General features: G+C 34.4%; 40 protein-coding genes. 1 reads left to right on the plus strand and 39 read right to left on the minus strand.

Annotated elements, in window-relative coordinates; translation table 11 throughout:
• Positions 1–3: 3 nt before the first annotated feature.
• From BP17_RS07605 to BP17_RS07730, 29 genes are all read right to left on the minus strand, one after another.
• Positions 4–411 (minus strand): DUF6096 family protein, encoded by a 408-nt coding sequence (locus tag BP17_RS07605; protein WP_035053111.1) that lies wholly within the window; start codon positions 409–411, stop codon positions 4–6.
• Between the two features lie 85 nt (positions 412–496).
• Complete coding sequence (locus BP17_RS07610; RefSeq protein WP_084676321.1) at positions 497–982, minus strand: phage tail tube protein; 486 nt, start codon at positions 980–982, stop codon at positions 497–499.
• A 23-nt stretch (positions 983–1,005) separates the two neighbouring features.
• Entirely contained in the window at positions 1,006–1,368 is a 363-nt protein-coding gene (locus BP17_RS07615) for a hypothetical protein (protein WP_035053113.1), read from the minus strand.
• Complete coding sequence (locus BP17_RS07620; protein WP_035053115.1) at positions 1,368–1,913, minus strand: hypothetical protein; 546 nt, start codon at positions 1,911–1,913, stop codon at positions 1,368–1,370. The genes BP17_RS07615 and BP17_RS07620 overlap by 1 nt, the downstream gene beginning before the upstream one ends.
• Positions 1,914–1,917: 4 nt before the next feature.
• On the minus strand, positions 1,918–2,244 hold the full coding sequence (locus tag BP17_RS07625) for a hypothetical protein (RefSeq protein ID WP_035053117.1): 327 nt from the start codon (positions 2,242–2,244) through the stop codon (positions 1,918–1,920).
• Positions 2,241–2,576, minus strand: a complete 336-nt coding sequence (locus BP17_RS07630) for a phage head-tail connector protein (protein WP_035053119.1) — start codon at positions 2,574–2,576, stop codon at positions 2,241–2,243. The genes BP17_RS07625 and BP17_RS07630 overlap by 4 nt, the downstream gene beginning before the upstream one ends.
• An 11-nt stretch (positions 2,577–2,587) precedes the next feature.
• A complete protein-coding gene (locus tag BP17_RS07635) occupies positions 2,588–2,905 on the minus strand; it encodes a hypothetical protein (RefSeq protein WP_035053122.1) in 318 nt (105 codons plus the stop codon).
• A gap of 15 nt (positions 2,906–2,920) precedes the next feature.
• Complete coding sequence (locus BP17_RS07640; RefSeq protein ID WP_035053124.1) at positions 2,921–3,178, minus strand: hypothetical protein; 258 nt, start codon at positions 3,176–3,178, stop codon at positions 2,921–2,923.
• A 19-nt stretch (positions 3,179–3,197) separates the two neighbouring features.
• Complete coding sequence (locus BP17_RS07645) at positions 3,198–4,265, minus strand: major capsid protein (RefSeq protein ID WP_051910495.1); 1,068 nt, start codon at positions 4,263–4,265, stop codon at positions 3,198–3,200.
• A gap of 28 nt (positions 4,266–4,293) precedes the next feature.
• Positions 4,294–4,611: a hypothetical protein gene (locus BP17_RS07650; RefSeq protein WP_035053126.1), complete on the minus strand. Its 318-nt coding sequence runs from the start codon at positions 4,609–4,611 to the stop codon at positions 4,294–4,296.
• 17 nt (positions 4,612–4,628) lie between these two features.
• A complete protein-coding gene (locus BP17_RS07655; RefSeq protein ID WP_051910496.1) occupies positions 4,629–5,312 on the minus strand; it encodes a DUF4355 domain-containing protein in 684 nt (227 codons plus the stop codon).
• Between the two features lie 214 nt (positions 5,313–5,526).
• Positions 5,527–5,676, minus strand: coding sequence for a hypothetical protein (locus BP17_RS13410; protein WP_156956017.1), 150 nt, complete (start codon positions 5,674–5,676; stop codon positions 5,527–5,529).
• Positions 5,677–5,886 carry a hypothetical protein gene (locus BP17_RS07660; RefSeq protein ID WP_035053129.1) on the minus strand — a complete coding sequence of 70 codons (210 nt, stop codon included), beginning with the start codon at positions 5,884–5,886 and terminating at the stop codon, positions 5,677–5,679.
• 9 nt (positions 5,887–5,895) lie between these two features.
• The gene (locus BP17_RS07665; RefSeq protein WP_035053131.1) at positions 5,896–7,275 is read right to left on the minus strand and encodes a minor capsid protein; all 1,380 of its coding nucleotides are present in this window, start codon (positions 7,273–7,275) and stop codon (positions 5,896–5,898) included.
• A 50-nt stretch (positions 7,276–7,325) separates the two neighbouring features.
• A complete protein-coding gene (locus BP17_RS07670) occupies positions 7,326–7,592 on the minus strand; it encodes a hypothetical protein (RefSeq protein WP_035053133.1) in 267 nt (88 codons plus the stop codon).
• A gap of 56 nt (positions 7,593–7,648) precedes the next feature.
• Positions 7,649–7,960, minus strand: coding sequence for a ribosomal-processing cysteine protease Prp (locus tag BP17_RS07675; RefSeq protein ID WP_035053135.1), 312 nt, complete (start codon positions 7,958–7,960; stop codon positions 7,649–7,651).
• Complete coding sequence (locus BP17_RS07680; protein ID WP_035053137.1) at positions 7,957–8,232, minus strand: hypothetical protein; 276 nt, start codon at positions 8,230–8,232, stop codon at positions 7,957–7,959. The genes BP17_RS07675 and BP17_RS07680 overlap by 4 nt, the downstream gene beginning before the upstream one ends.
• A complete protein-coding gene (locus tag BP17_RS07685) occupies positions 8,213–9,616 on the minus strand; it encodes a phage portal protein (protein WP_035053139.1) in 1,404 nt (467 codons plus the stop codon). Before BP17_RS07685 ends, BP17_RS07680 begins: the two co-directional genes overlap by 20 nt.
• Before the next feature lie 11 nt (positions 9,617–9,627).
• The gene (locus BP17_RS07690) at positions 9,628–10,920 is read right to left on the minus strand and encodes a PBSX family phage terminase large subunit (protein ID WP_035053142.1); all 1,293 of its coding nucleotides are present in this window, start codon (positions 10,918–10,920) and stop codon (positions 9,628–9,630) included.
• Positions 10,910–11,350: a terminase small subunit gene (locus tag BP17_RS07695; RefSeq protein ID WP_035053144.1), complete on the minus strand. Its 441-nt coding sequence runs from the start codon at positions 11,348–11,350 to the stop codon at positions 10,910–10,912. The genes BP17_RS07690 and BP17_RS07695 overlap by 11 nt, the downstream gene beginning before the upstream one ends.
• Before the next feature lie 65 nt (positions 11,351–11,415).
• Positions 11,416–12,048, minus strand: coding sequence for a hypothetical protein (locus BP17_RS07700; RefSeq protein ID WP_035053147.1), 633 nt, complete (start codon positions 12,046–12,048; stop codon positions 11,416–11,418).
• A complete protein-coding gene (locus BP17_RS13760; RefSeq protein ID WP_269544486.1) occupies positions 12,048–12,182 on the minus strand; it encodes a hypothetical protein in 135 nt (44 codons plus the stop codon). Before BP17_RS13760 ends, BP17_RS07700 begins: the two co-directional genes overlap by 1 nt.
• 263 nt (positions 12,183–12,445) lie before the next feature.
• On the minus strand, positions 12,446–13,009 hold the full coding sequence (locus BP17_RS07705) for a sigma factor-like helix-turn-helix DNA-binding protein (RefSeq protein ID WP_051910497.1): 564 nt from the start codon (positions 13,007–13,009) through the stop codon (positions 12,446–12,448).
• 97 nt (positions 13,010–13,106) lie between these two features.
• The gene (locus BP17_RS07710; protein WP_035053149.1) at positions 13,107–13,298 is read right to left on the minus strand and encodes an XtrA/YqaO family protein; all 192 of its coding nucleotides are present in this window, start codon (positions 13,296–13,298) and stop codon (positions 13,107–13,109) included.
• A 5-nt stretch (positions 13,299–13,303) separates the two neighbouring features.
• Positions 13,304–13,675, minus strand: coding sequence for a hypothetical protein (locus BP17_RS07715; protein WP_035053151.1), 372 nt, complete (start codon positions 13,673–13,675; stop codon positions 13,304–13,306).
• Between the two features lie 27 nt (positions 13,676–13,702).
• Complete coding sequence (gene ssb, locus BP17_RS07720) at positions 13,703–14,188, minus strand: single-stranded DNA-binding protein (RefSeq protein ID WP_035053153.1); 486 nt, start codon at positions 14,186–14,188, stop codon at positions 13,703–13,705.
• A 10-nt stretch (positions 14,189–14,198) separates the two neighbouring features.
• A complete protein-coding gene (locus BP17_RS13765; RefSeq protein ID WP_269544487.1) occupies positions 14,199–14,333 on the minus strand; it encodes a hypothetical protein in 135 nt (44 codons plus the stop codon).
• A gap of 75 nt (positions 14,334–14,408) precedes the next feature.
• A complete protein-coding gene (locus BP17_RS07725) occupies positions 14,409–14,984 on the minus strand; it encodes a Holliday junction resolvase RecU (RefSeq protein WP_051910498.1) in 576 nt (191 codons plus the stop codon).
• A complete protein-coding gene (locus BP17_RS07730) occupies positions 14,977–15,189 on the minus strand; it encodes a helix-turn-helix domain-containing protein (protein WP_035053155.1) in 213 nt (70 codons plus the stop codon). Before BP17_RS07730 ends, BP17_RS07725 begins: the two co-directional genes overlap by 8 nt.
• Before the next feature lie 110 nt (positions 15,190–15,299).
• Between BP17_RS07730 and BP17_RS07735 the strand changes: the two genes are divergently transcribed.
• Positions 15,300–16,166: a DUF4393 domain-containing protein gene (locus BP17_RS07735; RefSeq protein ID WP_051910499.1), complete on the plus strand. Its 867-nt coding sequence runs from the start codon at positions 15,300–15,302 to the stop codon at positions 16,164–16,166.
• Positions 16,167–16,401: 235 nt separating this feature from the next.
• Here the strand turns inward: BP17_RS07735 and BP17_RS07740 are convergent, their stop codons facing one another.
• The 10 genes from BP17_RS07740 to BP17_RS07780 all read right to left on the minus strand — a co-directional run bounded on the left by BP17_RS07740 (position 16,402) and on the right by BP17_RS07780 (position 23,300).
• Complete coding sequence (locus BP17_RS07740) at positions 16,402–17,154, minus strand: hypothetical protein (protein WP_035053157.1); 753 nt, start codon at positions 17,152–17,154, stop codon at positions 16,402–16,404.
• Complete coding sequence (locus BP17_RS13415; protein ID WP_156956018.1) at positions 17,155–17,328, minus strand: hypothetical protein; 174 nt, start codon at positions 17,326–17,328, stop codon at positions 17,155–17,157.
• Entirely contained in the window at positions 17,325–17,840 is a 516-nt protein-coding gene (locus tag BP17_RS07745; RefSeq protein ID WP_051910500.1) for an HNH endonuclease signature motif containing protein, read from the minus strand. Before BP17_RS07745 ends, BP17_RS13415 begins: the two co-directional genes overlap by 4 nt.
• Positions 17,841–17,923: 83 nt before the next feature.
• A complete protein-coding gene (locus BP17_RS07750; RefSeq protein WP_035053161.1) occupies positions 17,924–18,154 on the minus strand; it encodes a hypothetical protein in 231 nt (76 codons plus the stop codon).
• Positions 18,155–18,165: 11 nt separating this feature from the next.
• On the minus strand, positions 18,166–18,405 hold the full coding sequence (locus tag BP17_RS07755; protein WP_035053163.1) for a hypothetical protein: 240 nt from the start codon (positions 18,403–18,405) through the stop codon (positions 18,166–18,168).
• Between the two features lie 30 nt (positions 18,406–18,435).
• Positions 18,436–19,434, minus strand: a complete 999-nt coding sequence (locus BP17_RS07760) for a DnaD domain-containing protein (protein ID WP_051910501.1) — start codon at positions 19,432–19,434, stop codon at positions 18,436–18,438.
• A gap of 15 nt (positions 19,435–19,449) precedes the next feature.
• A complete protein-coding gene (locus tag BP17_RS07765; protein WP_035053166.1) occupies positions 19,450–20,145 on the minus strand; it encodes an MBL fold metallo-hydrolase in 696 nt (231 codons plus the stop codon).
• Between the two features lie 2 nt (positions 20,146–20,147).
• Positions 20,148–20,933 (minus strand): phage recombination protein Bet, encoded by a 786-nt coding sequence (bet, locus tag BP17_RS07770; protein WP_035053168.1) that lies wholly within the window; start codon positions 20,931–20,933, stop codon positions 20,148–20,150.
• Positions 20,934–20,952: 19 nt separating this feature from the next.
• Entirely contained in the window at positions 20,953–21,252 is a 300-nt protein-coding gene (locus BP17_RS07775; protein ID WP_035053170.1) for a hypothetical protein, read from the minus strand.
• Positions 21,252–23,300 (minus strand): AAA family ATPase, encoded by a 2,049-nt coding sequence (locus tag BP17_RS07780; RefSeq protein WP_035053172.1) that lies wholly within the window; start codon positions 23,298–23,300, stop codon positions 21,252–21,254. The genes BP17_RS07775 and BP17_RS07780 overlap by 1 nt, the downstream gene beginning before the upstream one ends.
• Positions 23,301–23,369 lie beyond the last annotated feature (69 nt).

Genomic DNA, 23,369 nt, shown 5'->3' on the forward strand with positions numbered 1-23,369 from the left:
TTTTTAGTCCAGGAGAGTGCTTGTCTCTTCCATTTCCTCTACTTCTTCCAGAAGTACTAATCCCCCATCTTGGTTCTCTTCTTCCGTCTTTTCCTTTCCGAAAAAACCAGATTCTTCCAATAATTCTTGGATAGTAGTCATCAAATCAGTAGTACTATTACCATCCTCTAAATAAATATCTAGCAGATCAAACATGTCTGATTCTTTTATGCCATGTGTAGTATTAGCAGCTTGTAAAATCAATAACATTTCACCAGTTTTAGGGAACGTCATCTTTCCGTTATCAACAAATAGCCCTATTAAGTTCTTATTTAATTTGTTTTCAATTTGTACAATTGTCTTACCATCTAAACGTAAAACGAGTTCTTTCCCACCAAAATAAACTTTCTTTGTTTTCAATAAAGTAGCCATGTATAATTTCCTCCAATTTTTATATAAAAATAAAGAAGACTAGATTTAACTAGCCTTCATAGTGATTTTTCTGTTTTAAATTTGATTAAGCCGTTGGTGACGGTACAAAGTCTGGACCTTTAGAAACTACGACTACAATTGAGAATGATAACGCTCCATTGATTTCAGCTCCACTGAAGATTAGTGAGAAGCTACCAGTGAATGTGAATGATGTGCCATCTGGATAAGAAATTTTCCAATCATAAACAGTATCCGTTTTTTCAGCAGCTTTTAAAGTATTAAAGATAGATTTACGATATAAAGAAGCAAATGTTAAATTGTCTTGATCTTGTAATCCTTTAATGTATTTACGATTACCATCTGCCAAAGTCGTAACATCAACTTTTTCTGGTTCTGAACCAATGTCAGGAATCGAAGTAACAGATCCGATAGTTGTATAAGTTCCTTCTGCGGATCCCGATGGTTTATAACCTAATGTTGACCCCTTTGATAATAAACCTGCAGGATCATCTGCAAACAATTGAATGTTCATCTTTTCCAATCCTGTGCTATTTAACAATAATTTTTTCATATTTAATATTCCTCCTCTTATTTCTATGGTTGATATACTCGTCTTTCTTCATTGTCTACAATTGCTTTAAACTCTCGCGCGACTCTAATTAGAGAAGCATTGTTTGAATCTACTGCATTACCAATAAATCCGATACTCTTCATCTTCTCAGATACTTTAGAATGAATAGCCGTTAAACTAGTCTCAGCATATAAATCAATGGTAACTGTCCATAATGTCTGCATCTCATTCTTATCCGCATCGATAGCATAAGGAGTTTGAGTTGTACGATAGATAGCTGCAGGAAATGTCGTCCAAATCACTGGGTATTCCGTGGCCACTTTCTTAATCTCGGGTATTTCTTTTAATAAACCAACGATAATCGGCTTAATGTTGATGACATCCATTATCTAAGCCCCTTTCTTATATTGCTTTGTACATGTTTTTTAACGATTTCTCCTGAATCTTTTGTTCCTGATTTCAATGCTGGATATAACCAAGGTCTAGCCGGTTGTCCACTAGTTTTGTAGTATTCTTTTCCTTTGATCGTAATCTTAAACATTCCGTATAGAGCAGTTAGATCTTGATCAACAGAATCAACAGGGAAAAACCATGGTGTTTGAGTGTAAACAGGATGAATACCTTCAGGTAAATCCTTTTGAGAAGCTTCACCATTGGGTCCTGTACCAAACTCTCTAAAAACACCAGTCTTTTTATCAGTCCATACATGGCCAGTGCTTTTACCTTTACCATCACTAGCGACTTCTGTTTTTATACTTCCTACTAATTCGCCGCTTCCGTGTTTCACACTTGAAGCAAGGTTGCTTTCTGCGTCTCCTTGAACCAACTCGACTAATTCTCCATTTGCTCCTTCAACTGCCTTAGAAATCAATTTAGGTACTGATTTCATTTGCTGATTGAATTTACTTAGACCTCTAATCTCAACACCCATTACATCAAATCCTTTTTAAAGTGATATTCAAATGCGTAGAAAATGGTTGAATGGATATCACTTCATAGTCAGGCTTTTCCTTTTTATCAACGTATAAACAGATACCATCTTTTTCTCGAATACCTACATTTCCTTGATACTTGCAAGCTTTAACATAAGGAAGCTCTGAACCATAAAGAGTTGCAGCTATTTGACCACCTGCGCTTTGTATGTTCATCCTTACACCTATAGCTTCTTCAGGGTATCCTTTAATAGAATTACCCTCATCATCTTCAAGTTCTTGCCATCGCTTTAAATAGACAGTAGAAAGGTCACGTTCTCTTAGTTTCAAGAAAGTTTCCTCGCTCTCCCTAAACGATAGCTGTTTAATTGACTACGAATCTTTTTAGGGATGCCTTCTTCAAAAGATTGAGAGACACCACCTTCAGAACGGCCTGTCTCTCCTTCAACATCTCTTTGATTAAACCTTACTTTCGCTAAATCTCGTACACTGCTAGCCATTCCGATTACTAATTCTTCTCGGTTACAATAATTCAAAGCTTCTTGTTCAGCATCGTTAAAATCATCTTTCAATAACACTGCTTCATCTGAATCTTTTTCAATTTCTTTGTAACGTCTCAACAGTATTTCAAACTGCTTAATTGAATCATATTTCTCAGCCAATAGGACCGCTCCTATTCTTCATCTACCTTAGCAAGTGCTAATAGATCATCTTTTTTGGCATCCTCTTCAAAAGCAATACCTTGTTTGCTTAGATAAAGTTTTAATTCATCTTTTGTGTATTTACTGAGAGGTTTATCTTCTTCTGGTTCTTTTGTAGCATCATCAATGATAAATGGAACCTTAGAATTGTTTTTGTTTGTAGAAAGTACTTCTAACCATTCTTTTGTTAATTCTGTTTTGCTGTCTTTGTGAGGAAACACATCATTTTCCTTATACACACGATCATTATCATTGTGATCAACAAATGCATTTATAACTTTATAACCCATGTATTACCAACCTTTCTATTTAATAGATTCTAATAACGAAAGCAAATCGTTCTTAGTTGCTGCAGCTTCATATTCAATTCCTTTTTCATCAAGTAAGACCTGCAATTCTTCTTTTTTCATTTTACTTAAATCAGTTTGATCAATAGCTGATTCTTTTTTAACAATAGAAAAAAGAGAATCGTTATGATCCTCTTTCTTAATTTCTAATTCTTTTCCAACTTCATAACGTTCCCCTTCATGAAATACTGCAACATCTTTAACTTTAACAATCATGTTCGTTTCCTCCTTTTAGTTAAGCAATTGGTTGAGCTTGGAATACTTCATCTGCAGCTGCAAATGATGGTAATGCAACGGTAACAGCCTTTTCCCATGTAGATACTGGGTCAGCGCCTTCTTCATAAACAGCAGTAAAGACATTTTCAACCATGCTAGTATCAATTGAAGGATCACGAGACAAACGAATTTCTTCTGCTGTAGGACCGTAAATAGTTTCACCAAGTAAGTCGTCATTGAACATAACGAACTTGTTCTCAGGGAAGTAACGAACTTTTGTGTAAGTACCATCTTTGTTTTGTTTACGGTATTTTTCATCATAGGTACGAATAACTGGCATACCATTAGATTGCATAAATGAGTCTAATTCGGCACGAGTTAACACTTTACCAGTATCACTACCAAACACAGAAGCTTTTACTTGAGGATGACGTAACAAAGCATTCAAGATTTTTTTAGATGTTAATACACGAGTTGGAGTAGTATCCATTGCCTCAGACCAACGATCAATATCCTCAAGCGGTTTAGCTAAAGGATCTGTCCACATGCTTGTACCAGTTAATGCTTCTTTATGATCAGCAGGAACATTGTAATCAACAGTTGCATTCAATCCGTTTTCATTAAGTGTAATTTTGCCATTGGCCAATACTTCCATACGCATTAATTCAGTACGAGCATTAACCCCACGTACCAATACGTCAATGTCGTTGTACACTTGACTCATAAGATATTGTTGTTCTGCTGGAGTACGCGGATTTTCCAAAGCAATGATATCTTTTTCTTTTAATTGCATTTTACGTTTAATCAATGCCAATTCTAGGGTTGCCTTAGAAGCTTGACGAGAACCAATTTCAGATTCAGTGTCAAATGCATGAACAGAAGCAATGATTGGTGAACTTCCACCACCTGTGATCTGTTCTAATTCTAAGCTTTGTGTTTTACGAGCAGGAAATAATGTTTCACCTAATAAAACTGGTAACTCACGATTTCTTGTGTAATCTAATACTTCACGTTGGTTAAATAAATCTAAAATACTTGTTGCAGCAAAGCGTTGTAAATTAATTTGATAAAATCGGTTTTTCTTCATATTTTTCATTTCCTCCTTCAATCCGTCTTTAACGGTATTTGATTTCTTTCATAGCTGTTTTTGCTTCTGTAGATGGTTCAACTGGTAACCGTTCAGCAATTACATATCCTTCTACGATAACTCCTACTGGTTGAGGTCCATCAGTTACATCAACTGGATTAATCGTGATACCTATTGCTGTTGCGTCGTTTGCTGGGAAGATACTTCCAGCAGGCAATACTTTACGTCCATCTGCTCCTGCAGTTTCTACCATGCTTGTTTCTGCTTGATTAGTGAAGCTGATAAAATGGGCACTTCCTAAAAAGTTAATTTCTTCTACTGTTTCTTTTTTTCCTACATAGACCATTATTTATTTCCTCCTTCTTAATCCCAAAGTGATTTAGCTGCTGGTTTTGTTTGTTCATTCAATTGTTTGGCCATCGTTTCTCCAACACTTAACTTAGCTGAACTTCCACCCGAACCAGGAATTTCAGCTGACTGAGCTAAACGTTTGTTTACACCATCTTCAACTGATTTACGGAAAGATTTTTCAATCGCATCAATAGAAGCATTACAAGATTCACCATCAGTAAAGACTACAACGTCAATTAGTTCTTTTGGTAGTTCTTTTTCAGCTAGTTTTTCTAATGATTGAGCACGTAATTCACGACGAGTGATATCTGCTTCACGCTTGCTGATTTCATCAAGTCGTTCTTGTTCTTTATGTTGTGCTTTTTGTTCAGCAGTCATCTCGGCCATCTTTTCAGCTTCCGTTTTAGCTGCTTCAATTTTAGTTTGTGTTTCTTTTTCCCAGTTAGATTTGGCTGTTTCTATTGCTTTAGCTGTACGTTTATCAAAGTAACTATCACGTTCAGATTCTGAAGAAAATGATAAAGATTCGCCACCGCCTGCACCATTAGATCCCGGATTACCTCCGCCTAATTCTCCTGTACCGCCATCGCCACCTGGGTCTGCTCCTGCATCGTCACCTTCAGCGAATAGTTGGAGTTTTAAAGGCATCAAATTTTTGCTGTTTAATAGACTTTCTTTTAATGATATTTTTTGCATTGTAATTCTCTCCTTTTTAGCCCATGAACATTTACCCTCACACCAACTACTCACGCCCCATGAACACCCTAAGGCCCACACACACCGTATTTCATTTTCAGATATAAGTTATTAAACACTCACACACTTTTGTTTTCTTATTGTTCTTTATAGCGTCCGCAACAAGAAAAAGGACAATAAAAATAGCCGTTACCATTTTGGTAGCGACTTAAATTTAAAATAATAACGTTCCTAACAAAGCAACAAGTCCAAAACAAACAATTATAACCATTCCTGAACGCAACTGTTCATTTTCTCTTTCACCAATTACACCAAACATTGCAATAAAAGTTATTAATGCAATGAACAACCTTACAAATATCATTTAATCACCTCTCAGTAATTGTAGATTTGGCTTTCCATCTATGTCTTTGTCAATCTGGTTATAAAAAGAATCATATGATTCAATAACTTTTAATTCCATTACTGAAGGGTTCGCTTTATACCTCAAATAACCCACTATGTCAGACATGTCCTGGATAAAATCAGACATTGGCTCAATGTCGGTTACGGATATTTCAATTACACAGTCCATAACAGCCTCCTAACCAGTTTTCTTGAATAATTGCAGGTATTTCTTTTTAAGCTCCTCATATTTAACAGAATCTGAATACTTAATATCCTGGAATTCATCTAATGTCTTAGGTAAGTCCTCAACATTTAATGCTTTCTTATAACGGTTAAACTGCTCTAAATCAGCATTAAAGTTCTTAACTTTCTTTCTGACAATCTGTAAATCCTCTTTACCATGCTTATCAATTAGCATCTGTTCCCATTTCTTGTAGGAGTCAGCATGCGATATTTCAAAGCGTTCACCAGTAATTGGATCGTTAGCAATTCGTTTAGCACTTAAAGTTCGTTCATTGAACCAAGCTTTCACAACTGATCTACACCAAGGATGAAATGGAGGATAATTGATATTTACCTTTGCTTCAGATACTTTATACTTCTTGCCATCTTGCTCATGGCATATCTTAGAAGTTCTTAAGTCTAAAGTAGCCACAATGACATAATACTCAACGCCTTGTGCTATCCATCCTTTAAGTTTCCCTTGACCAGCCATGTAATTAGCTTCCGTTCTGATTAAACGTCTAGCTACTCCTCTAGAAACATCAAAAGCCGTTTGGATTTCTTTGACCATGTCTCTTTCTGACATACCAGTCATCGCTTCAACAGTGAAGAGTTCTTCTAATTTCTTAGCTAATAAATCTGTATCATCCCAAATACGCTTTGAGTAGTTAGATCCCTGCCATCTCGTATCAAGAACGTTTCGAACTTGCTTAGTAGACATTTCTTTAAACTTTGGAATAACTTCATCTCTTTGAATCTCAATACGTTTAACTGATTTGCCATTTTTCGTATCAGCAATCTCAATAAACGTTTTGTCATCTTCGAATACATAAGTCGGATATTTGCCATCATCGTACAACCGTAAAGCTGATTCAGACTTTCCTATGATCGCTTCAGCACTCGCTTGATTGTAGGCTTCTTTGATTACATCGATATAATAATCAGTGGACCGACTAAGTTGCACATCTGCCACTTGTTTTGATACCAGGTAAGACTTTGCCTTTAAGTCTTCTAGACGAGTGATACGGCTCTTTACGGCCATGCCGGTTAAATAGTTTTGGGCTTGCTTCTTTATATCAACATCTTTAACTGTCTTAACTATTGTTTGCAGATCAATAATATTATTTGGATTAACGGACATATTAAGAACTTTCTTGACTTCATCTTTTGATAATTCTGATTTTGTAAGGTATCGTCTATATATCTTTTTGACTTCATCCGATAAATAAGACTGAGCTTTTTGATAAGACTTCATTACCTTACTTTCAACTGCATTCAATTCTTCGTGGACCTTTATGTCTTGATCAATAGCTCGTCTATCCCAGTAAGGTAGCTTCTTTTTCTTCTTTGCCATTCACTCACTATCCTTTCTGGGTAAAATAAAAAGACCTGGTTAGAGGTCTTTTAATTAACTAATCTTACTGCTGTTCCTGTAACAAATATCCCAGCATATGTTCGTTTGCTGTCTAGCAGCATCTGTGGTTCATAGTTTAGATTAATTACACCATCTGCTCCTAAACCCGTAACGAGCTGAGTTAAAGAAACATTCACATTTTTAAATGATTCATTGTAATTTGCTTGCTTAAAAAATCCAGACTCACTTTGACTATGAGTCATTATAACATCAATTATTTCATACTTTTCTTTAATATCTCCCGTTGAAAAAAACATCATTTAACCTCCCTTTTTCTAAATTATATCTTTAATAGATATAAAAAGAAATAAAGTTATTTAATTTCAACTTCAATGTTTTCAGGATACTCTTCTTGTATCCCTTCCAACGAAAGCAGCATCGAGTTTAAAAGAACATTACTATAAGCGGTTGGTTCTTTAATATTCACTTTTGTGAATCCATGGCTGACTGATGTTTCAAAAGTCGCATCAGTTAACACTTCCAATCCATTTACTGTTCCAACAACTAGTGCAGAAACAGCAGAACAGACAACATCACGTCCAGAAGGAGCATAACCCGCGTGTCCTTCTACTTTGAACGAAGTTATCTTATCTTCTTTGTCTTTATGAAATACGGCCTGAATCATTCCAACACCTTCTCGTACATAGATTCAAATAAAGTGCCTTTCACAACGTTGTAACCTTCTTCAGTCTTAACAATGTAATCGCCAATAGAGGCTTTCTTTGTTCCATCGAGCGCTTGAACATAAATACCTTTAGACTCTATCTCATCTATGAATTTATCAAACTCTTCAGCATTTAAAGGTTCACTACCAACGAATACCATTACTTCATTGATATTTTGGCTTTGAATTTGAATAGCATCAATTGTTACCTTTTTAATCTTCTGGTACTTCATCTTCGTCCTCCTCTGGTTCATTATCTAAATTATCATGACTTGCACCTTCACCGCCCATTTTATTAGCTAACTCTATGTTTTGTTTCTTTTGTTCGATTAACTTCTTGATTTCTTCTCCTGGATCATCAATATCAGGCAACCAAGAAAGAAGTGTCTCTAAAGGTAAAATATCAATTGCTTTAACAATTTGATCAATGATGTCACTTGTGTTGATTGGTAGATTAGGTTTGATTTTAATCTTTGCACCACTTACATCAACATTGCCGCCTTTGACATTCATCATGTTGGCCATTAATTGAAGACGTTGGCGTAAACCTTTAGTCATGTAACGAGACTTGATTGACATTAACTGGAGTAAGCCGAATAATTTGTACTTCATGGCCTCACCACTGATATTGCCGGCGAATTTTTCATCATTCATATTAGGCACATAAGTTACTTTATGGATGTTGTCCTCAATTGATTTAGACAATAGTTGGACTTGGGATTCATCAAATGTTTTAGTGAGCCATTCAGCGCCTGCACCATCTTCTCCTTTACCTGGAGCCTCTATCAAGCCATCAGAAATGTTTCCTTCTAGCTTAAATCCGTAAATAATAAGCAATGCATCAATAAATGCTTCCTTGTCACTGATACGGTCACTTTGTAGAACGTTATAAGCATCAAAAAGAGAGATAGCTTGCTCGAAATCGCCTTGTTTCTCTTCATTGTTCCGGTATTCTATGACTTGAACACCACCAAAGTATTGAGGTAATGCCTTAACTATAGTTGATTCTGATAAGGTTAAGTCCTTTGATTTTCGTGTGATAATTGCCTTAAATGTGTAAATATTTAAAAGCCATCCAGTCATTTTTCCATCTAGGTCATACTTTTTATAATAATGGACCGCAAACAAAGGGTTCTTTTCAATCGTATCATCAGTCACTAAGAAGATACCTCTTGGATCAACTGCTTTAATCATCATTTCAGTTTCAATTTCCGTACCAGGTACTTTCCTTAGGTAAATAAGTTCTAATCCAATACCAAATACAGATAAATCTTTCTCTAATTCAGTATCATGAGAGACGATATCCATTTCTTCAAAAGACTCGAGTATTGAGTCGAGGTTTTTATTATCTCCAGATGAATAAGAAATTGGATTACCTACTAAGAAACCAACATTCATATCAGTCACATACTTAGCATGATTGACCATCACTTTATTATTTTTGGTATTCTCGTTGTCTAATTTCCGTTCTAAAACTTCATGTTTGCCATCGTAATAGTCAGATAGCTTATCAAGTCGTTCTAATTCTTTTTGGTGTTGCTCTATACAGTACTTTAATACTGCAACAGAAGGGTTATTAATCTCTCCTGCTAACTCTCTATCAATTGCTATTGCCATGCTTTACCTCCTTATCTTATGCCGTATTTAGACTTGCTACTTGTTACAGCAATTTTTGGTGCTTTCATATCTTCACTAAAAGCGTATCTAGTACTGTCAATTGTGTGATTATCTTTATCTTCTAAACGAGGTTTAGGATCGCCATCTTTATCCGTTTGATAATCGATGTTTTCGAACTCTCTAGCAATGTTTGGTGTTCTTAATGGATCAATACAAATGAAATCTAAATCATCTAGCCATTCCTCGCCATATTCAACACTATCAGGGCCTTTTTTTACTCCCTTGATGTGTTTTATATCGTGTTCAGTCTTTAGTTCAGCGATGGACTTAGGCTCTGAAGAATCAGCAAACATTGCATCTGATTGATAGCCTTTCTTCTTAAGCCATTTAGCAAACTCTCTATTACTAATTTTCTGTCCGAAGTATTCATCAATTGCATAGATGCCATTCTTCTTTTTATCATAGTGCCAGCGAACGAATGCTAAAGGATCCGTAGCATAACCAAAATCGACTGCGTTTCTAATGTTGTCGAAGTTCTCGGCCATTTCATCTGTAATGCATCCAGCTTCAACTTGTAGGTTATCAAAAGGAACAACTCCAGAACCAATTGCTTTGCCTAAATATTCCCATTCATATCGTTTTAAGTTGCGTTCCTTTGTTGCTTCAGCTTCATTGATGAAAGCCTTAGATATGAAGGGATTGTCTAAATAAGTTGAATGATGAACATGTGTATTAGCTGCCTGGAAAGATGTCTCATACTTTTTATTCACCCAAGACTGTCTTCTTTTTGGCGGATTATAAGTAAAAAAAAACTTATAAAAAAGACCATTACCTAATTCTCCACGTAAAAGAGAGTTGGTAATAGTCGTTACTTCATCTTCAGTTTTAAACTCGGCTAATTCTTCTATCCATCCAATCGCAAAAGGAAACTTTGCATCCTTTAAAGATTTCAAACGTTCTGGGTTCTGCGCACCACGAAATGCCATGTAATTCCCACGTGGAATATAAGTTATTTTCATCGGTGACTTGTTGACCTTGAACAAATGCGATACACCCTGTTCACTTATAGCCCATTTCATTTGCTCAAATATTGATAGCTCCAAAGTATTATCAACATGCCGGATACCAATAGCATTGACTGGAAACCTCATAAGCAATTGAGTAATAATGTGAGCAACATCCGAAGATTTACCAGAACCACGCCCACCTTTTTCTACAATGTTCAATATGTCTGAATTTAAAGCTGCTCTCCACGTTTTATGAAAAGCATTAGGCAAAAACTCAGATACCTTTTTAACCGCCATTTGGATCACTTCCGATATCGTCAACGAAAATCACAGATAGATCACCAGATACTTCTTGCTTGTCGGTCCACAGTGCATATCTCTTACCGATGAGTTCTGCGGCTTTAATTCGATCTTTTGCAGAGACGTCTATATCATCAATCTGTTGATAGCCTTCACCTAGTCCTCTCAACGTTTGTTCTTTTTGCTCTCCTCGCATGATTGAAGAGAGATATTGAAGAACCTCAGCTTGATCAGCAATTTTTTCTGAATCAATTTCTTTCAGCCGTTCTTCTATATAAGTTTTTATTGTAGTATTTTGTAGTAATTTACTAGCATTAGTATTAGCATACTTTTTACTATAACCAGCTATAATAGCTGCTTTTGTTGCATTTCCACTGATGATGTACTCATCAGCAAACTTCTTCTGTTTTATTGTTAATTTACTCATAATCATCTACCACCACTCTCACGATATTTTCTCAGCTTATTTTTGACATAAAAAAAAGACCTTTTTCAGGAGTCTTTTTCTGCTTTATCTTCTATAAAAATGTACAATTTGTATTGATGTTCAAAGTTAATATAAACATCCATAGTTTTATCAATAGGTAATTCTGGTCTTAATTTTTTAAAATCAGTTTCAATTTTATCAGATCCAGGGTCTATTTGGATAGCCATTGAATGTTCTTCTTTATTGTTGGGAGCATAATATTTTATTCTCCCATGTTCAATAATATTATCACTGAAATCATATATATATCCATATAATTCTTTATCAGAACCAATATCCTCTTCTAATAAATTTTTTATAACCGTTGAGTACGAACGTATACTTTTTTTATCCTTAAAGAATTGTTTTCTGATAAAACCACTAATCCATTTAAGAATAAAAAATAATAGAATTTCAATAAAAAAAGCAATACTAAAAGATGCGATAATATATAAACCAAGAAGCCATTTATCTTTCGACAAGTAGATAAGTATGTCGTTTATGACAAAATTTATCATTCCTAGACCAATAATCAAACTAATTTTCTCGTCTGATTCATTATGGTCAAAAAAATCTAATAAATTCATTGCGCTAAAAACCCAATAATTTATTAATCCTAAAATTCCTGATATTGTTATTAAAGAAACATAATCTGACATTATTTATCATCTTTCTTAGGTAATCTATCAGGAACCTTTTTTCCTGGAGTTGTGGGTCGCTTTATACTTTTTTCTTCGTTGGAATACTTTTTCCCTGATGTTTCAATTACTTTTTTCAACTCTTCTTCTTTCATATTATCCCTCCTTTTAATTCAATTATAACAAAAAATCCTACTAATTAATGCAGAATTTTTATAAAGAAGGTGTTTACCTTAAAATTGATTGCACTGTCAATTTTATGATGTTCTCTTAATTTATTTTCACATTAAAGAATATCTAGTTTAAATCTTTCTTTTATTGATTATTCTTGTATAAGTATTTATAGAAAGTATACCTTAAGCGAATTCGCTACTTCTATTAGTTGGTGGTACTTGTATTACAAAAGTAAAAAATATTTTCATGCAAATACAAGAGTCGTCTGAACTTTTCCCGTTTCTAAACAGTCTTGGATTTTAGATTTAGCTCTGTTCACTAACATTTGTACCGCTCCCCTTGTGATTTCCATAAAATAAGCTGTTTCAGCATAAGTATGTCCTTCACCCATTATATATCTATAAGCTTCTCTTTCACGTTTTGACAAACAATCTAATATCTCGTTCATCCGAGTATCTTCTTCAAGAGTCAATTCTCTACCTTCAACAGTTGATTGCATGCGATAAGCTTTCATTGAAAGAATATCTATTTCTGCCCATAACTCTGTTCTTTGATATCTTGATTTATTTGTAATACCTCTTTTCAAACCAGGTTCTCTAGCGTTTTCTAACCAAGAAATAGCATACTCCATATCACTAATCATTCCACTAATTGTTCTTAATTCAACTTCCATATCATTCGTCCATTCATCAATCCTATTTGATAGTTTTAGTTCATCTTTAAAGGACTTTCGTTTCATTCTTTCCAAACGCAATTCCCTGAGTCCTTTTTTATACTCATCTGATAACTCATCTGCATAATGCCACATAAATATACCTCCTTTTTTATTTACAAAAAAAGAGGACACCTAACCCAACGTAAATTAATACGTTAAAGTTAAATGTCCTCTTGTATGTCAAGTCAGACTATATTTTAATTTTCTTTTTTGTTAGGTCTTCAATATAAGTAACTTTTCCTTCATGAGTAAGTACCTCTACAGTTGATTTACCGTAATCAGGCAATTCCTTAAGCATTGCTATGCCGTTTGTTAAAACTATTATACCATTTTTTATTTCAGTTAGCTTTAAATCTTCCAATTCCATTCGAGTAAAATCCATTTAATTTAACCCCCAACTTGGTTGTTATCTTTAACTAAAGAATTTAGTACTCTTATTATGTTATTTATACTATGCCATTCATGATGTAGGATGGACGAGTCAGAATTCATGACCATTTCATGAGCAATTTCCGCTCTATTTTTTGTTTGAAGAGCTATTTCTTTATCGATAGCTCTTCTTAAACCTAACCCCCTAAGAGCAATTCTATAAACTCTTTTATGTTGGCCGATAGTAAATTCATTAAACTTTATTCCATTCATCTTTTTGATAAATGCTGAATCATCTGCTACATTTTGATTTTTATTGGGCTGATATTCATCAATAAAGTTTGTACTTTGAGCTAATTGTACATGTTTTCTATCTATTCTCGTCTTCATAATTAATTACTCCTTATATGAGATTTATTAGAATGGTAAATCATCATCTGATATATCATGCTGCGCTACTCCATCCTTTGAGTATGGTTTCGTTTCTGGCCTTGAATAATTTGAGCTTGTCTGGTTTGAATTGTAGTTTTGGGTATTTGTCTGAGCAGGAGCTTGTCGCTCTGTATCGGTTGTTTTTTGGCTATTTTTGGCATCTAAGAAACTGATGACTTCTGCCACTACTTCGGTAACATATACACGTTGTCCTTGTTGATTGTCATAAGAACGAGTTTGGATCCTTCCTTCAATTCCTACTAACGAACCTTTGCTTGTATAATTTGCTAAAGACTCTGCCGTTTTTCTCCAAACGACACAATTGATGAAATCTGCTTCCTTTTCTCCTTTTTGATTTGTAAACTGTCTGTTTACAGCTAAAGTAACTGTTGCGTTAGCTGTTCCACTTGATGTGTATCTTAATTCAGGATCTTTCGTTAGTCGTCCAACCAGCACCACATTATTAATCATTTATACCCTCCTACTTTTTACGTTTATTTTTTCTTTTTGGACGTTCGTTTATTTTCCTTTTAAATTGATCATGTTTAATCTGTGCATCAAACCTTGCTTGATCACGACTGTTTGAACTGTAACTCAAGTAATTATCATTCTTCATTTACCTAACCACCTTTTCATTTTTTAATATATTCCATTTTTTTGGTTCTTCTGTAATTTTTATTTATATCTCTTTTTAGATGAAATTTAAAATGCCGTTCATGTATTCAACCTCATAACCTTTAATATCTGATTGATTGACTGATTTTTTCTTAAAGATGAACTGCATATCTCTCCAAATTTCCCAAGGGATCTTATAAAAGTTTCTCATTTCAAAACTAACTAGCACAAAACATTCGGCTCCTAATTTATGGTGACTTGTAAAGTTTTCAATTTGTTCGAGGCTTAATCTATCTTGTGCGATTGATTTTCCGTTCGTGTGTTTGGCTTCAAAAATAATAGTACGGCCACCTTTTAAAACGCCTTTAAAATCTGGTTGTGCTTGTTTCTCAAACACTGCTTTAAATATTCCTTTTGATTTATCCAATGTTTCAAGAATACGCATAGGCTCTGGCGTCTTTTGGATATCCGCTATCTGGTGCTGCTTATAGTAGCGACAAGTAATTTCTATGACGCTTTCGAAATATTGGCCATTCTTTTTTGCAGAAGCCCCAGCTATTTGTTTATCATTGCGAGTCTTTTTAAAATATTCTTTTGGCTTAGATATTGTTCGGGATCCGTTTGCGTAATTTTTAGGGATAAATTTATTCATCGTTGCCTCCCTTTTTTATATTAAATGTATCCAAACTCACATTTAAAACTTCAGCAATAGAACACATATTTAAAAATGACATATCTTTCGTTCTTCCACTTTTTAAGTGATAAAGGCAGTTTACACTTAACCCTGCTTTCTTTGTAAGTTGATAAATGCTTATTTGTTTTTTATTAATCTCTTTTTCTATTACTTCCCATAACATTATTATGAAACCCCTCTCTCAATCAATTAATTGAATTCAGTATTTATTTTTGTACACAATTTATTGTGATATAGTAGATAATAAAACTAATATAATATTGGAGGTAGAAGATGGATCCTACACTTTTAACGATGGCAACAGCATTTGGAACTTCTCTTGCAACAAATACTGGTTCTCAACTTTTTTCTGGACCAATGCAAACATTAAATGATTGGTGGTATGTTAAGTATGGCCATAAATCTTCTGAAGAAAGAGCTTTATTAGTAGCTGCTCAAGAGCAAAAAGTAAATTTGCTTAAATCAGAAATTTTCGAAAAAGTAACTGATATTCCTGATGAACATCTACAAGAACCACCTATTAGTATTTTAGGACCTGCGATTGAAGCCTCAAGATTTTATATAGATGAGGAAGAAATTCGTAAAATGTTTGCTAACTTAATTTCCTCTTCTTTAGACCAAAGAAAAAATGAAACCATTCATCATTCATTCGTAGAAATAATTAAGCAAATGTCACCAAATGATGCAGACATTTTTGCATTATTTAGCCAACAAAAAGCCTTACCGTTTGTTGATTATAAAATTACCCATGATTCTTTTGAGAACAAAGTAATTAATTCTGAATTATTCTTTATGGAGCTAGGTAACAACTACAACATGCACTCTATATCTATTATTAATCTAGAAAGATTAGGTCTTATAAAAATAAATAATGATAAATGGTTAATTGATGAGACAGAATATGATAAGTTTTCTAATAATAATTTTTATTTGAATTTAAAAGAAAATAACAGTTTTGAAGCTATTAGAAAAGATTATGCAAAATACGTAGATTTCTCGGGTAGAGAGGAAGCAAAAAAAAATTTAAAACTTGATGATGATCAATTAAATAAAAATTTAAAGAAAAGTCAAATAGCCATTTCTAAAGGTGTTCTTACTACTACACCTTTAGGTTCTGCTTTTCTAAAAATTTGTTTTTAAACCTTACTTAATATGTTTTTAATCTAATTTAACCTGAAGCGCTTCATTAATTGTATTAATAATTTTTTTTTGATATCTTTTTGCATCAGGCACCCACTGTGTCTGTTTTCTTTATTCTGCTTACTTTTTTTCATATTTCTTACCTCCTAAACTTTTAAAAATATTTTCGTGAGCTGGAACCATATATGGTCTGTTTAATGTTGCTATGATGTAAGCTTTCATTTAATTTACCTCCTTAATTAAAGCTAGCTTCTGGTTTTTCTTCCGGTTCAACGTCTTCATCAAGATCTTCCTCGTCTACTTCTAATTTGACGTATGCTTGAGTTAGATTCATCATGTATACTTCGAAGTCGTTTAAATGTCTTAAGCTATTTAAATCGCTAGTTGATTTGAAATCAATATCCCAGGTACCGTTTGAATATTTTTCCCAGCGTGACAAAGGTATTAATACATTCATTTTTTCATCATGTTCACATTCAAATATTAAGGTTGCGCGTTCAATCGAACTCCACGAACGGCCTGCTTCATCTTTTTCAAACCGCGCGCTTACTGGAACGTTTACGTAACAAGGTTCATCGTCATAATCAATTTCTAAACCGGATGTATCAACGTCTCCAGAAACGTATTCAATCCACTTTCCAAATAATTTAGTTACCGTAGTTTCCTTTTCTAAATCAGCGACCGGAGTAATCAAACCTTTGAAATTTTTAAGTATTTTTTTGTTATCTATCGTTGTTTCCTTCAACACTTTGACCATCACATCATCTAATTTAACAATGTATTCTGAGTAATCTCGGTTCTCTAAATAAGGAACCATAACTGACTTAATTTGCTTTTGAATTACTTCAGTCACGTCACCATAACGACCAAACAATTGATCTAAAGCACTGTTTACTCCTTCTTCTAATTTCTCTGATACTATTTTTTCAATTGTTCCGTCTTGCATTTTTTTAGTGATGACGTCTTGAATACTATTTTCTAAGTTCATTTATTTATCCACCTTTTCTTTTAATAGTTTTATAAATACATTGGCCATTTCGTCGTCGCCTTCTTTAATGAGTTGTGCGACTCTTAGCGTTAGCCCTTTAGTAATAAACCTTTTTCCTGAAGAAAATCCGAAACAAAATGTTGCGACTAAGTTTACTAACACAGCAATAATCATTTGGCTGTTCCCTTCATTCTTGATAATTCAGCTGTTTTCATATGAATATCTGCGATAATTAGGCCTGTTCTAGTCATATCTGAATTATTCCTAATCAAGTGGTATCGATTCATAACCAATAGCTTGTTTTTAGGTATCATAATTAAGTTATCGATATCAAAGTTACGCCTATCTCCATCCGCGAAGATGACTACGTTGTTTGCTTTTATAGTTCCAAAAAACTCTTCGTAGATCACTTTATGCTTTGCCTTCCAAATATTAGGGTTAGCTATTTTGATATCGACGTAATCATCTCCATTAACTCTTTCAGACCCTACCGACATTTTATTTGGAGGCTCTTGGCCTTTTTTGAATGATGTTTTGTTCGTTTGGCCAGGAAACTTCTTCCCTTTATTTACAGGAACGTGACCTTTCTCAAAATTACCAGTAAGACCACTAGCAATATTATGATTTCTTTTGTAACTTTTAACCTGGCTTGCTTGCAGATTTAAACCAAATTTTTCATTGATCATGTCTGCTAACTTTTGACTAGGTGTGCCGAAAGCATTTTCTCGAAAAAAAACGATTTTGTGTTTCGTTCAGCAGCTTAGTCATGTTAGCCCTCCAACATTTTTGGTGTGACGTTTTCAGAATGTGGAAACTCATTTCTGAATGTTTCAGCTTTCAATACCAATGATCCGTTGTTAATGATTTGAGTAGCTACGGACGTGATAGCTTTAGTTCTGCCAATTTCTTCGGTCAAAGCTTCGCCTATCAAATCTTCTTCCCCTAATCGTTCTAATTGAGCATATAAATGGTTGTTTAAATCTCCTAGCGTGTTTCTCATGACATTTCCTCCTAGAATAATGTTATTTGTTCTACAAAATGAAGATTTTCTTTACGATTTTTACTGTATTCAGTTGGTACAAATACCAAGCTTGGTTCTTTGCTTCCTGAAGTTCCTGGCATTTCTTCAATATGAAAATCATCGTCGATATAAAGAAACTTTTCAGTGATCAATACACCTGGTATAAAAACTTTTTTGTTTTTGTCGAATTTTTTTAATTCTTTTATCAAAATTTCCGCAGTAACTTGCATCGTTTGCCTCCTGGAAGGATTTAACAGTCACTAGTGTCCGACTTTAAATCCATGAAGTGTATCTTCTATTTTTGATTCTTTTTCTTTATCAAAGTTCTGAATCTTTTTAAGTCTTTCCGTGAACGCTGCTTTCTCTTCATCGCTCATAGGAGTCTCTTTAACTGGTTGACTATCTTCTGCTGCCCAATCAGGTAACGTTTCTTTTCTAGTGGATTGATTGCCGTAAGAAGACTTGTTCTTGCTATTCTCAAAAGATACATCTGCAGATTTGACTTGGTCCATATTCTTGATATCTTTTTTAGCCCAGTTTTTCATGATGCCTTCAGCGTATCTATAGCCTTTTTGGTCTAGCGCTGCTCTCTTCATCGCTTCGATAACCAACTCTTCGCTTAGATCATCAATCCAGTACTCTATATTTTGAGAAGTGATTGAATTTTCTACTCCAAAGTTATTTTGATAAAATTCATGAGCGTTAGGACCAGCAGGAACAACATCATCATTTTCGGTTTTATTCTGGTTCTGGTTATTATTCTGGTTTTGGTTCTGGTTCTGGTTCTTATTGCCGACCCCTATCGGTACTGTATTTTCAATTTCAGAACCACTATCGATACTGTATGGATACTCTATATTTTTTGTTTTGATAGGGTATTTATAGCTTTTGCATTGTTCGACCACTTCGTTAAGGAATTTAGTAGTTTTTACATTTACCAATTCTCTATCTATAACCGTAGCAACTTTTGGAGAAGTACCTTTATTAAATTTCAACCAGTTTTTTAGAAATATTTCTTTATTTTTATCGTTGTATTCAATACGTCCGTGATTGATAAATTTGTTCAACATCAAATCGACTTTTTCAATTGACCAACCTGTGTCAAATGCAACGATTTTTTTATTGATTCTATAGATTCCGCATTGAGTCGTTTTGTCATTGGTCATCAGATAGAGATAAAAGTATTTTTCTTCAGGATCCAACTCAATGATTAACTCATCTTGCCAAAAGCTAATTTGAATCTGTCTATAAATCGCCATTGATACCGCTCCTTCCTAAGCGACGTAAACCGGAACTCCGGTTATTGCTTGTATTTCTTTTTTAAAGCGTGCTGCGTCTGAATTAGCATCGGATAAGTGGAGCAACCAAACCTCTTGCAGCTGACTCATGTCATTCGACCTAATAAACGTTTTTACATTTTCTAATTCAAAATGGCTTTTTAACAATCTTTTTTTTCGATAGGCTCCGATACGTCCTGAAGCTATGTTTTTATCCAGGATGTCTAACGAATAATTACATTCGACCATTAAATGTGTAATGCCTGGAAATTTGTACCTGACATAAAAAGTGTCTGTCGCGAATAATAAACGATCATCGTTTTTTGATTTAATGAAAAATCCAAGTGGTTCATTCACATCGTGTTCTACATCAAAGGGAAGGACTTCCCAACTGCCAATATTTTGCTGCTTTAAGGGTTTTAAAATAGTTGACCGATAACTAGGCAGGTTCAATACTCCTTGTGTGCCTTCGCTTAAAAAAACGTTCATTCCAGTCTGTTTAATAACTTGGTCTACGTATTTTTTGTGGTCACCGTGTTCGTGAGTAATCAGGCAGCCATCTACAGACTGCCAATCAACTTCATTCATCTTTTTTAAACTTATGCCAGCCTCTAACATTAAGGATCTCTCACCATCAGATATAACATAAGAGTTCCCATCACTATTAGAGCCGTAAACATTTACTTTAATCATGATCAGAATACTGGTTCATCTTGTAAAGGTGGGTTCTTTGAATCGAACAAAGCGTTTTGTTTAAACTCGGATGCATCATTTTTGTTTTCATCTTCTTTTTCTGTTTTATCTAATTTATCTGCTTTTTTAATATTATTTGGTTTTTCTTCAAAATCGATAACTTGCTTATTAGCATTTTTGTCAATCTCTTGTTGGGCTTGTCCGGATAGGTCTGCTCCTTCATTAACGCCGCTTTCCTCTTCTGTATATAAAGCTCCGGTATTGTCCGGAAAAGCTTCACGCAAAGCGTTAACGATTGCTGTTTTACGGATCATGTTCAAAGGCATATCTTTCCACGTTGCTTGACCTTTGCTAAATTCAGAAAGAGAAAGCCTTACACTGATTGGACGTTCACGATCTTTGCGATAAACTTTAGCCCATCCGCCTATCAGCACATCACTTTTAAGCTTCACCGCTCCTTCAATTTCAGTCAGTTCATCTTTGCGTTCTACGATGATTCCAGCTTCTAATCCACTGTATTGAGCGTGTGATTCAGCACGTTTCATGAACGCTTCTTTTGACACAATGATTTGCGCTGGTTGACTACCAAATTTGATTAAATATGCTTCATTTAAGAATGGATTCAATTTTTGGAACTTGCATAATTGCATGAACATTACAACTTCTTGTTCCGATACAGCTCCATTACCTCTAGTTAAATACTGAGCCACCATATTTCCACTCAATTTCACTTCATTTCCGTTAACTTCGTACTCCATTGGTTTAGTTAATGCGTTTTCGTTTGCCATTTTATTTTCCTCCTATTTTTTAAAATCTTCTGTCTAATGGTGTAGCAATAAATTCAACTACTGTATCAAATACTGCAGTTCTTATTTTTTCAGGAACGTTATCAAAATTTGACTCTTTTAAACCGTGGCACGACTCTAAGTCTATTAATGCTATGAAATGCTCACCAATTGGCACCGGCGGAGAGAATGGAATTGATTCATCTTGAAGGAACGCAACTTCTAAATGAGTTTTATTGACATGAGAGTTTAAAGACATTTTGACTCTCCCAAATTCATTGAATTGAGACTCTATTTTTTTGTTGAATTCAAATAGTTTCATTAAGCTACACCTGCCATCTCTTTAGATTCGATTTTCAACTCTTTTTGATCCTTGATAGCGATTAGTTGGATTAGTTGTGGTTCAACTTCGACTTTCCAATTCGTAACCCCTTCAGCGTTATCAATAAATATCGGAACTTTTACTTCTTTCATTCTTGATAACGTGTTTACGATGTCTGCACCAGCATTGATTCTTTCTCCGTTGCTCAATCCTCCGGTGAATGGTCTACCTTCAACCGTGGGCTCACAAACTTCTTCTAGGCCTCCATTTATAGCTGTGTCAAACAACTTCCATTCAACAATTTGAAATTGGCTATTGATTTTATCTGTTAATAAAGCGACTTTAGTTCTAACGAATTCATCTAGCAGGAACAATTGTTTTTCTAGTTCTCCATAACGGACGCTTTTCATTTTTTCTTCTGCAATCAATTCGTCTTTACGTTGTTCTTGTTTTTTCACCATCACGAATTGGTAAAGAGTGTCGCTAACTTCTTCAATTTTTGCTTTCAAAGAATTCAATCGTGTTTTTTTAATGAGCAGTTCGCTTTCGGATGATTGGTTAGCTGATTCAACTTCTAATTCAATTTCTTTAATAACTTTGTCGATAGCTGCGAATTCTTTCGTATCTTCAAACGGAATAGCAGCGGATTGAATCGTTTTGATTTGTCCTTGAATCGCTTCGTATTGTGCTTTTAAATCATCACGTTTTTTTTCAGCTTTTTTATAAGCAGTTTTAACTTCTAAAATTGTTTTAAAATCAGATATTTCAGCTTCTAAAAGGGATTTATTTTCATTTAAAGTAACACCTTTTTTATTTATTTCTTCAAGCTTTTGAGCTTTTTTAACATTGAAATCCGCAGCTTCAGTTTCGTAGCTTATTTTAATTTTACCTTGCTCTTCCGGAGGATACTCTTGGCCACAAAATTGACAAGTGGTTTTATGTTCGTCAAAACTTGGGAATGCATCATCACGAACTTTAAAGAACTCGTTTCTTAGTTTTTCTTGGTCTTCTTTGATTAAATTGATAGAGGTTTCTTTTATCGTTATCTCTGATTGATATTTATTTATTTTTTCTTCTTCTTTCAGAAATGCGTTTTGTGCATCCATGGCCAAATCAAAAGATTCTTGCTTTCCTTTTTGAAGACCGTCTATTTTTTTATTTTGATTGACTTGATAGTCGCTTCTTTTTGTTTCTAATTTCGCGCGCTCTGTTTGTATTTCTGAACGTTTATTTGATATGAAGCTGCCGTTGATAAAAGATGATATTTCTTGTTCTAATTCAAGCAACTCTTTTTGCAGTGCCTCTTTTTGTTTTTCTAACTCTGTTTTGTCAATACCAGTTAATGAGCTTTCTAATGCAGCGCTAAAACGATCTGCTTCATCGATACGAATCGCAATCTCTTTTATTTGTTTTTTAAGATTAGTTTCCTCTTCAGAGATTAATGAACGTTTGTCATCGATAGACCTTCCTTCAAGCATTTTAGTTAAAGGAGCCAATTTTTCATCACTTTCAATTACAGCTTGATCGCTTAAATCTCCTGATAATTCGAACAACATTTTCCGACGTTCCTTTTTATCCATAACTTCCGGTACATAATAGATATTTGTAAGCTGTTTGAATGATTCTTCGTCAATTAACTCAGCAACAACTTTGTTGAAGTCTGCCTTAGACTTTTTTAAATCATCAACACGGTAGGTGGTTGTATGCCCGGTAAATTTGCTTGTTTCGAAACCACGCTTTTTAGTCCAATTTTCTTTAGTCATCCTGGTCAGTTTTAATTCTTGTTCATCTACCGTGAGAATCATTTCAACTTCTGTTTCTAAATGATGAAGCGGATTATTGTCTTCATCCAGGGGCTTCCATGGAAAATCTTGTTTGTTCTGAGAGTTCTTTCCGAATAACACATACCAGAAAGCGTCGAATACAGTTGTTTTACCTGAACCAGTTTCGCCAAAAATCGTTAAGTCGGTATCGTTAGCATTTAATTCAAATTCTTTGAATCCTTTGAAATTACGCATTTTCATGTTTTTAATCGTGATAGTTTTCATGTGCTCTCCCCTTTTTTATGTTAAAATATAAGAAATGATATTACTCGAGTCACTGACTTTGCTTGCCGG

This window comes from Carnobacterium pleistocenium FTR1, from assembly GCF_000744285.1.
Lineage (GTDB): Bacteria > Bacillota > Bacilli > Lactobacillales > Carnobacteriaceae > Carnobacterium_B > Carnobacterium_B pleistocenium.

What these genes read in the sequence shown, in the direction of transcription:
- BP17_RS07660 (WP_035053129.1), bottom strand. Translation starts at nt 5,886, where the DNA reads ATGGACTGTGTAATTGAAATATCCGTAACCGACATTGAGCCAATGTCT.
- BP17_RS07745 (WP_051910500.1), bottom strand. Translation starts at nt 17,840, where the DNA reads ATGATCAATGAAAAATTTGGTTTAAATCTGCAAGCAAGCCAGGTTAAA.
- BP17_RS07760 (WP_051910501.1), bottom strand. Translation starts at nt 19,434, where the DNA reads ATGGCGATTTATAGACAGATTCAAATTAGCTTTTGGCAAGATGAGTTA.
- BP17_RS07615 (WP_035053113.1), bottom strand. Translation starts at nt 1,368, where the DNA reads ATGGATGTCATCAACATTAAGCCGATTATCGTTGGTTTATTAAAAGAA.
- BP17_RS07665 (WP_035053131.1), bottom strand. Translation starts at nt 7,275, where the DNA reads ATGGCAAAGAAGAAAAAGAAGCTACCTTACTGGGATAGACGAGCTATT.
- bet (WP_035053168.1), bottom strand. Translation starts at nt 20,933, where the DNA reads ATGGCAAACGAAAACGCATTAACTAAACCAATGGAGTACGAAGTTAAC.
- BP17_RS13760 (WP_269544486.1), bottom strand. Translation starts at nt 12,182, where the DNA reads ATGAAAGAAGAAGAGTTGAAAAAAGTAATTGAAACATCAGGGAAAAAG.
- BP17_RS07705 (WP_051910497.1), bottom strand. Translation starts at nt 13,009, where the DNA reads ATGTGGCATTATGCAGATGAGTTATCAGATGAGTATAAAAAAGGACTC.
- BP17_RS07675 (WP_035053135.1), bottom strand. Translation starts at nt 7,960, where the DNA reads ATGATTCAGGCCGTATTTCATAAAGACAAAGAAGATAAGATAACTTCG.
- BP17_RS07655 (WP_051910496.1), bottom strand. Translation starts at nt 5,312, where the DNA reads ATGCAAAAAATATCATTAAAAGAAAGTCTATTAAACAGCAAAAATTTG.
- BP17_RS07730 (WP_035053155.1), bottom strand. Translation starts at nt 15,189, where the DNA reads ATGTTATGGGAAGTAATAGAAAAAGAGATTAATAAAAAACAAATAAGC.
- BP17_RS07680 (WP_035053137.1), bottom strand. Translation starts at nt 8,232, where the DNA reads ATGAAGTACCAGAAGATTAAAAAGGTAACAATTGATGCTATTCAAATT.
- BP17_RS07740 (WP_035053157.1), bottom strand. Translation starts at nt 17,154, where the DNA reads ATGAACTTAGAAAATAGTATTCAAGACGTCATCACTAAAAAAATGCAA.
- BP17_RS07780 (WP_035053172.1), bottom strand. Translation starts at nt 23,300, where the DNA reads ATGAAAACTATCACGATTAAAAACATGAAAATGCGTAATTTCAAAGGA.
- BP17_RS07670 (WP_035053133.1), bottom strand. Translation starts at nt 7,592, where the DNA reads ATGTTTTTTTCAACGGGAGATATTAAAGAAAAGTATGAAATAATTGAT.
- BP17_RS07605 (WP_035053111.1), bottom strand. Translation starts at nt 411, where the DNA reads ATGGCTACTTTATTGAAAACAAAGAAAGTTTATTTTGGTGGGAAAGAA.
- BP17_RS07755 (WP_035053163.1), bottom strand. Translation starts at nt 18,405, where the DNA reads ATGCAAGTTACTGCGGAAATTTTGATAAAAGAATTAAAAAAATTCGAC.
- BP17_RS07750 (WP_035053161.1), bottom strand. Translation starts at nt 18,154, where the DNA reads ATGAGAAACACGCTAGGAGATTTAAACAACCATTTATATGCTCAATTA.
- BP17_RS13765 (WP_269544487.1), bottom strand. Translation starts at nt 14,333, where the DNA reads ATGAAGAATGATAATTACTTGAGTTACAGTTCAAACAGTCGTGATCAA.
- BP17_RS07690 (WP_035053142.1), bottom strand. Translation starts at nt 10,920, where the DNA reads ATGGCGGTTAAAAAGGTATCTGAGTTTTTGCCTAATGCTTTTCATAAA.
- BP17_RS07620 (WP_035053115.1), bottom strand. Translation starts at nt 1,913, where the DNA reads ATGGGTGTTGAGATTAGAGGTCTAAGTAAATTCAATCAGCAAATGAAA.
- BP17_RS07645 (WP_051910495.1), bottom strand. Translation starts at nt 4,265, where the DNA reads ATGAAGAAAAACCGATTTTATCAAATTAATTTACAACGCTTTGCTGCA.
- ssb (WP_035053153.1), bottom strand. Translation starts at nt 14,188, where the DNA reads ATGATTAATAATGTGGTGCTGGTTGGACGACTAACGAAAGATCCTGAA.
- BP17_RS07765 (WP_035053166.1), bottom strand. Translation starts at nt 20,145, where the DNA reads ATGATTAAAGTAAATGTTTACGGCTCTAATAGTGATGGGAACTCTTAT.
- BP17_RS07635 (WP_035053122.1), bottom strand. Translation starts at nt 2,905, where the DNA reads ATGGGTTATAAAGTTATAAATGCATTTGTTGATCACAATGATAATGAT.
- BP17_RS07725 (WP_051910498.1), bottom strand. Translation starts at nt 14,984, where the DNA reads ATGAATAAATTTATCCCTAAAAATTACGCAAACGGATCCCGAACAATA.
- BP17_RS07735 (WP_051910499.1), top strand. Translation starts at nt 15,300, where the DNA reads ATGGATCCTACACTTTTAACGATGGCAACAGCATTTGGAACTTCTCTT.
- BP17_RS07775 (WP_035053170.1), bottom strand. Translation starts at nt 21,252, where the DNA reads ATGAAACTATTTGAATTCAACAAAAAAATAGAGTCTCAATTCAATGAA.
- BP17_RS13410 (WP_156956017.1), bottom strand. Translation starts at nt 5,676, where the DNA reads ATGATATTTGTAAGGTTGTTCATTGCATTAATAACTTTTATTGCAATG.
- BP17_RS07610 (WP_084676321.1), bottom strand. Translation starts at nt 982, where the DNA reads ATGAAAAAATTATTGTTAAATAGCACAGGATTGGAAAAGATGAACATT.
- BP17_RS07710 (WP_035053149.1), bottom strand. Translation starts at nt 13,298, where the DNA reads ATGGATTTTACTCGAATGGAATTGGAAGATTTAAAGCTAACTGAAATA.
- BP17_RS07685 (WP_035053139.1), bottom strand. Translation starts at nt 9,616, where the DNA reads ATGGCAATAGCAATTGATAGAGAGTTAGCAGGAGAGATTAATAACCCT.
- BP17_RS07640 (WP_035053124.1), bottom strand. Translation starts at nt 3,178, where the DNA reads ATGATTGTTAAAGTTAAAGATGTTGCAGTATTTCATGAAGGGGAACGT.
- BP17_RS07700 (WP_035053147.1), bottom strand. Translation starts at nt 12,048, where the DNA reads ATGTCAGATTATGTTTCTTTAATAACAATATCAGGAATTTTAGGATTA.
- BP17_RS07695 (WP_035053144.1), bottom strand. Translation starts at nt 11,350, where the DNA reads ATGAGTAAATTAACAATAAAACAGAAGAAGTTTGCTGATGAGTACATC.
- BP17_RS07715 (WP_035053151.1), bottom strand. Translation starts at nt 13,675, where the DNA reads ATGAAGACGAGAATAGATAGAAAACATGTACAATTAGCTCAAAGTACA.
- BP17_RS13415 (WP_156956018.1), bottom strand. Translation starts at nt 17,328, where the DNA reads ATGATTATTGCTGTGTTAGTAAACTTAGTCGCAACATTTTGTTTCGGA.
- BP17_RS07650 (WP_035053126.1), bottom strand. Translation starts at nt 4,611, where the DNA reads ATGGTCTATGTAGGAAAAAAAGAAACAGTAGAAGAAATTAACTTTTTA.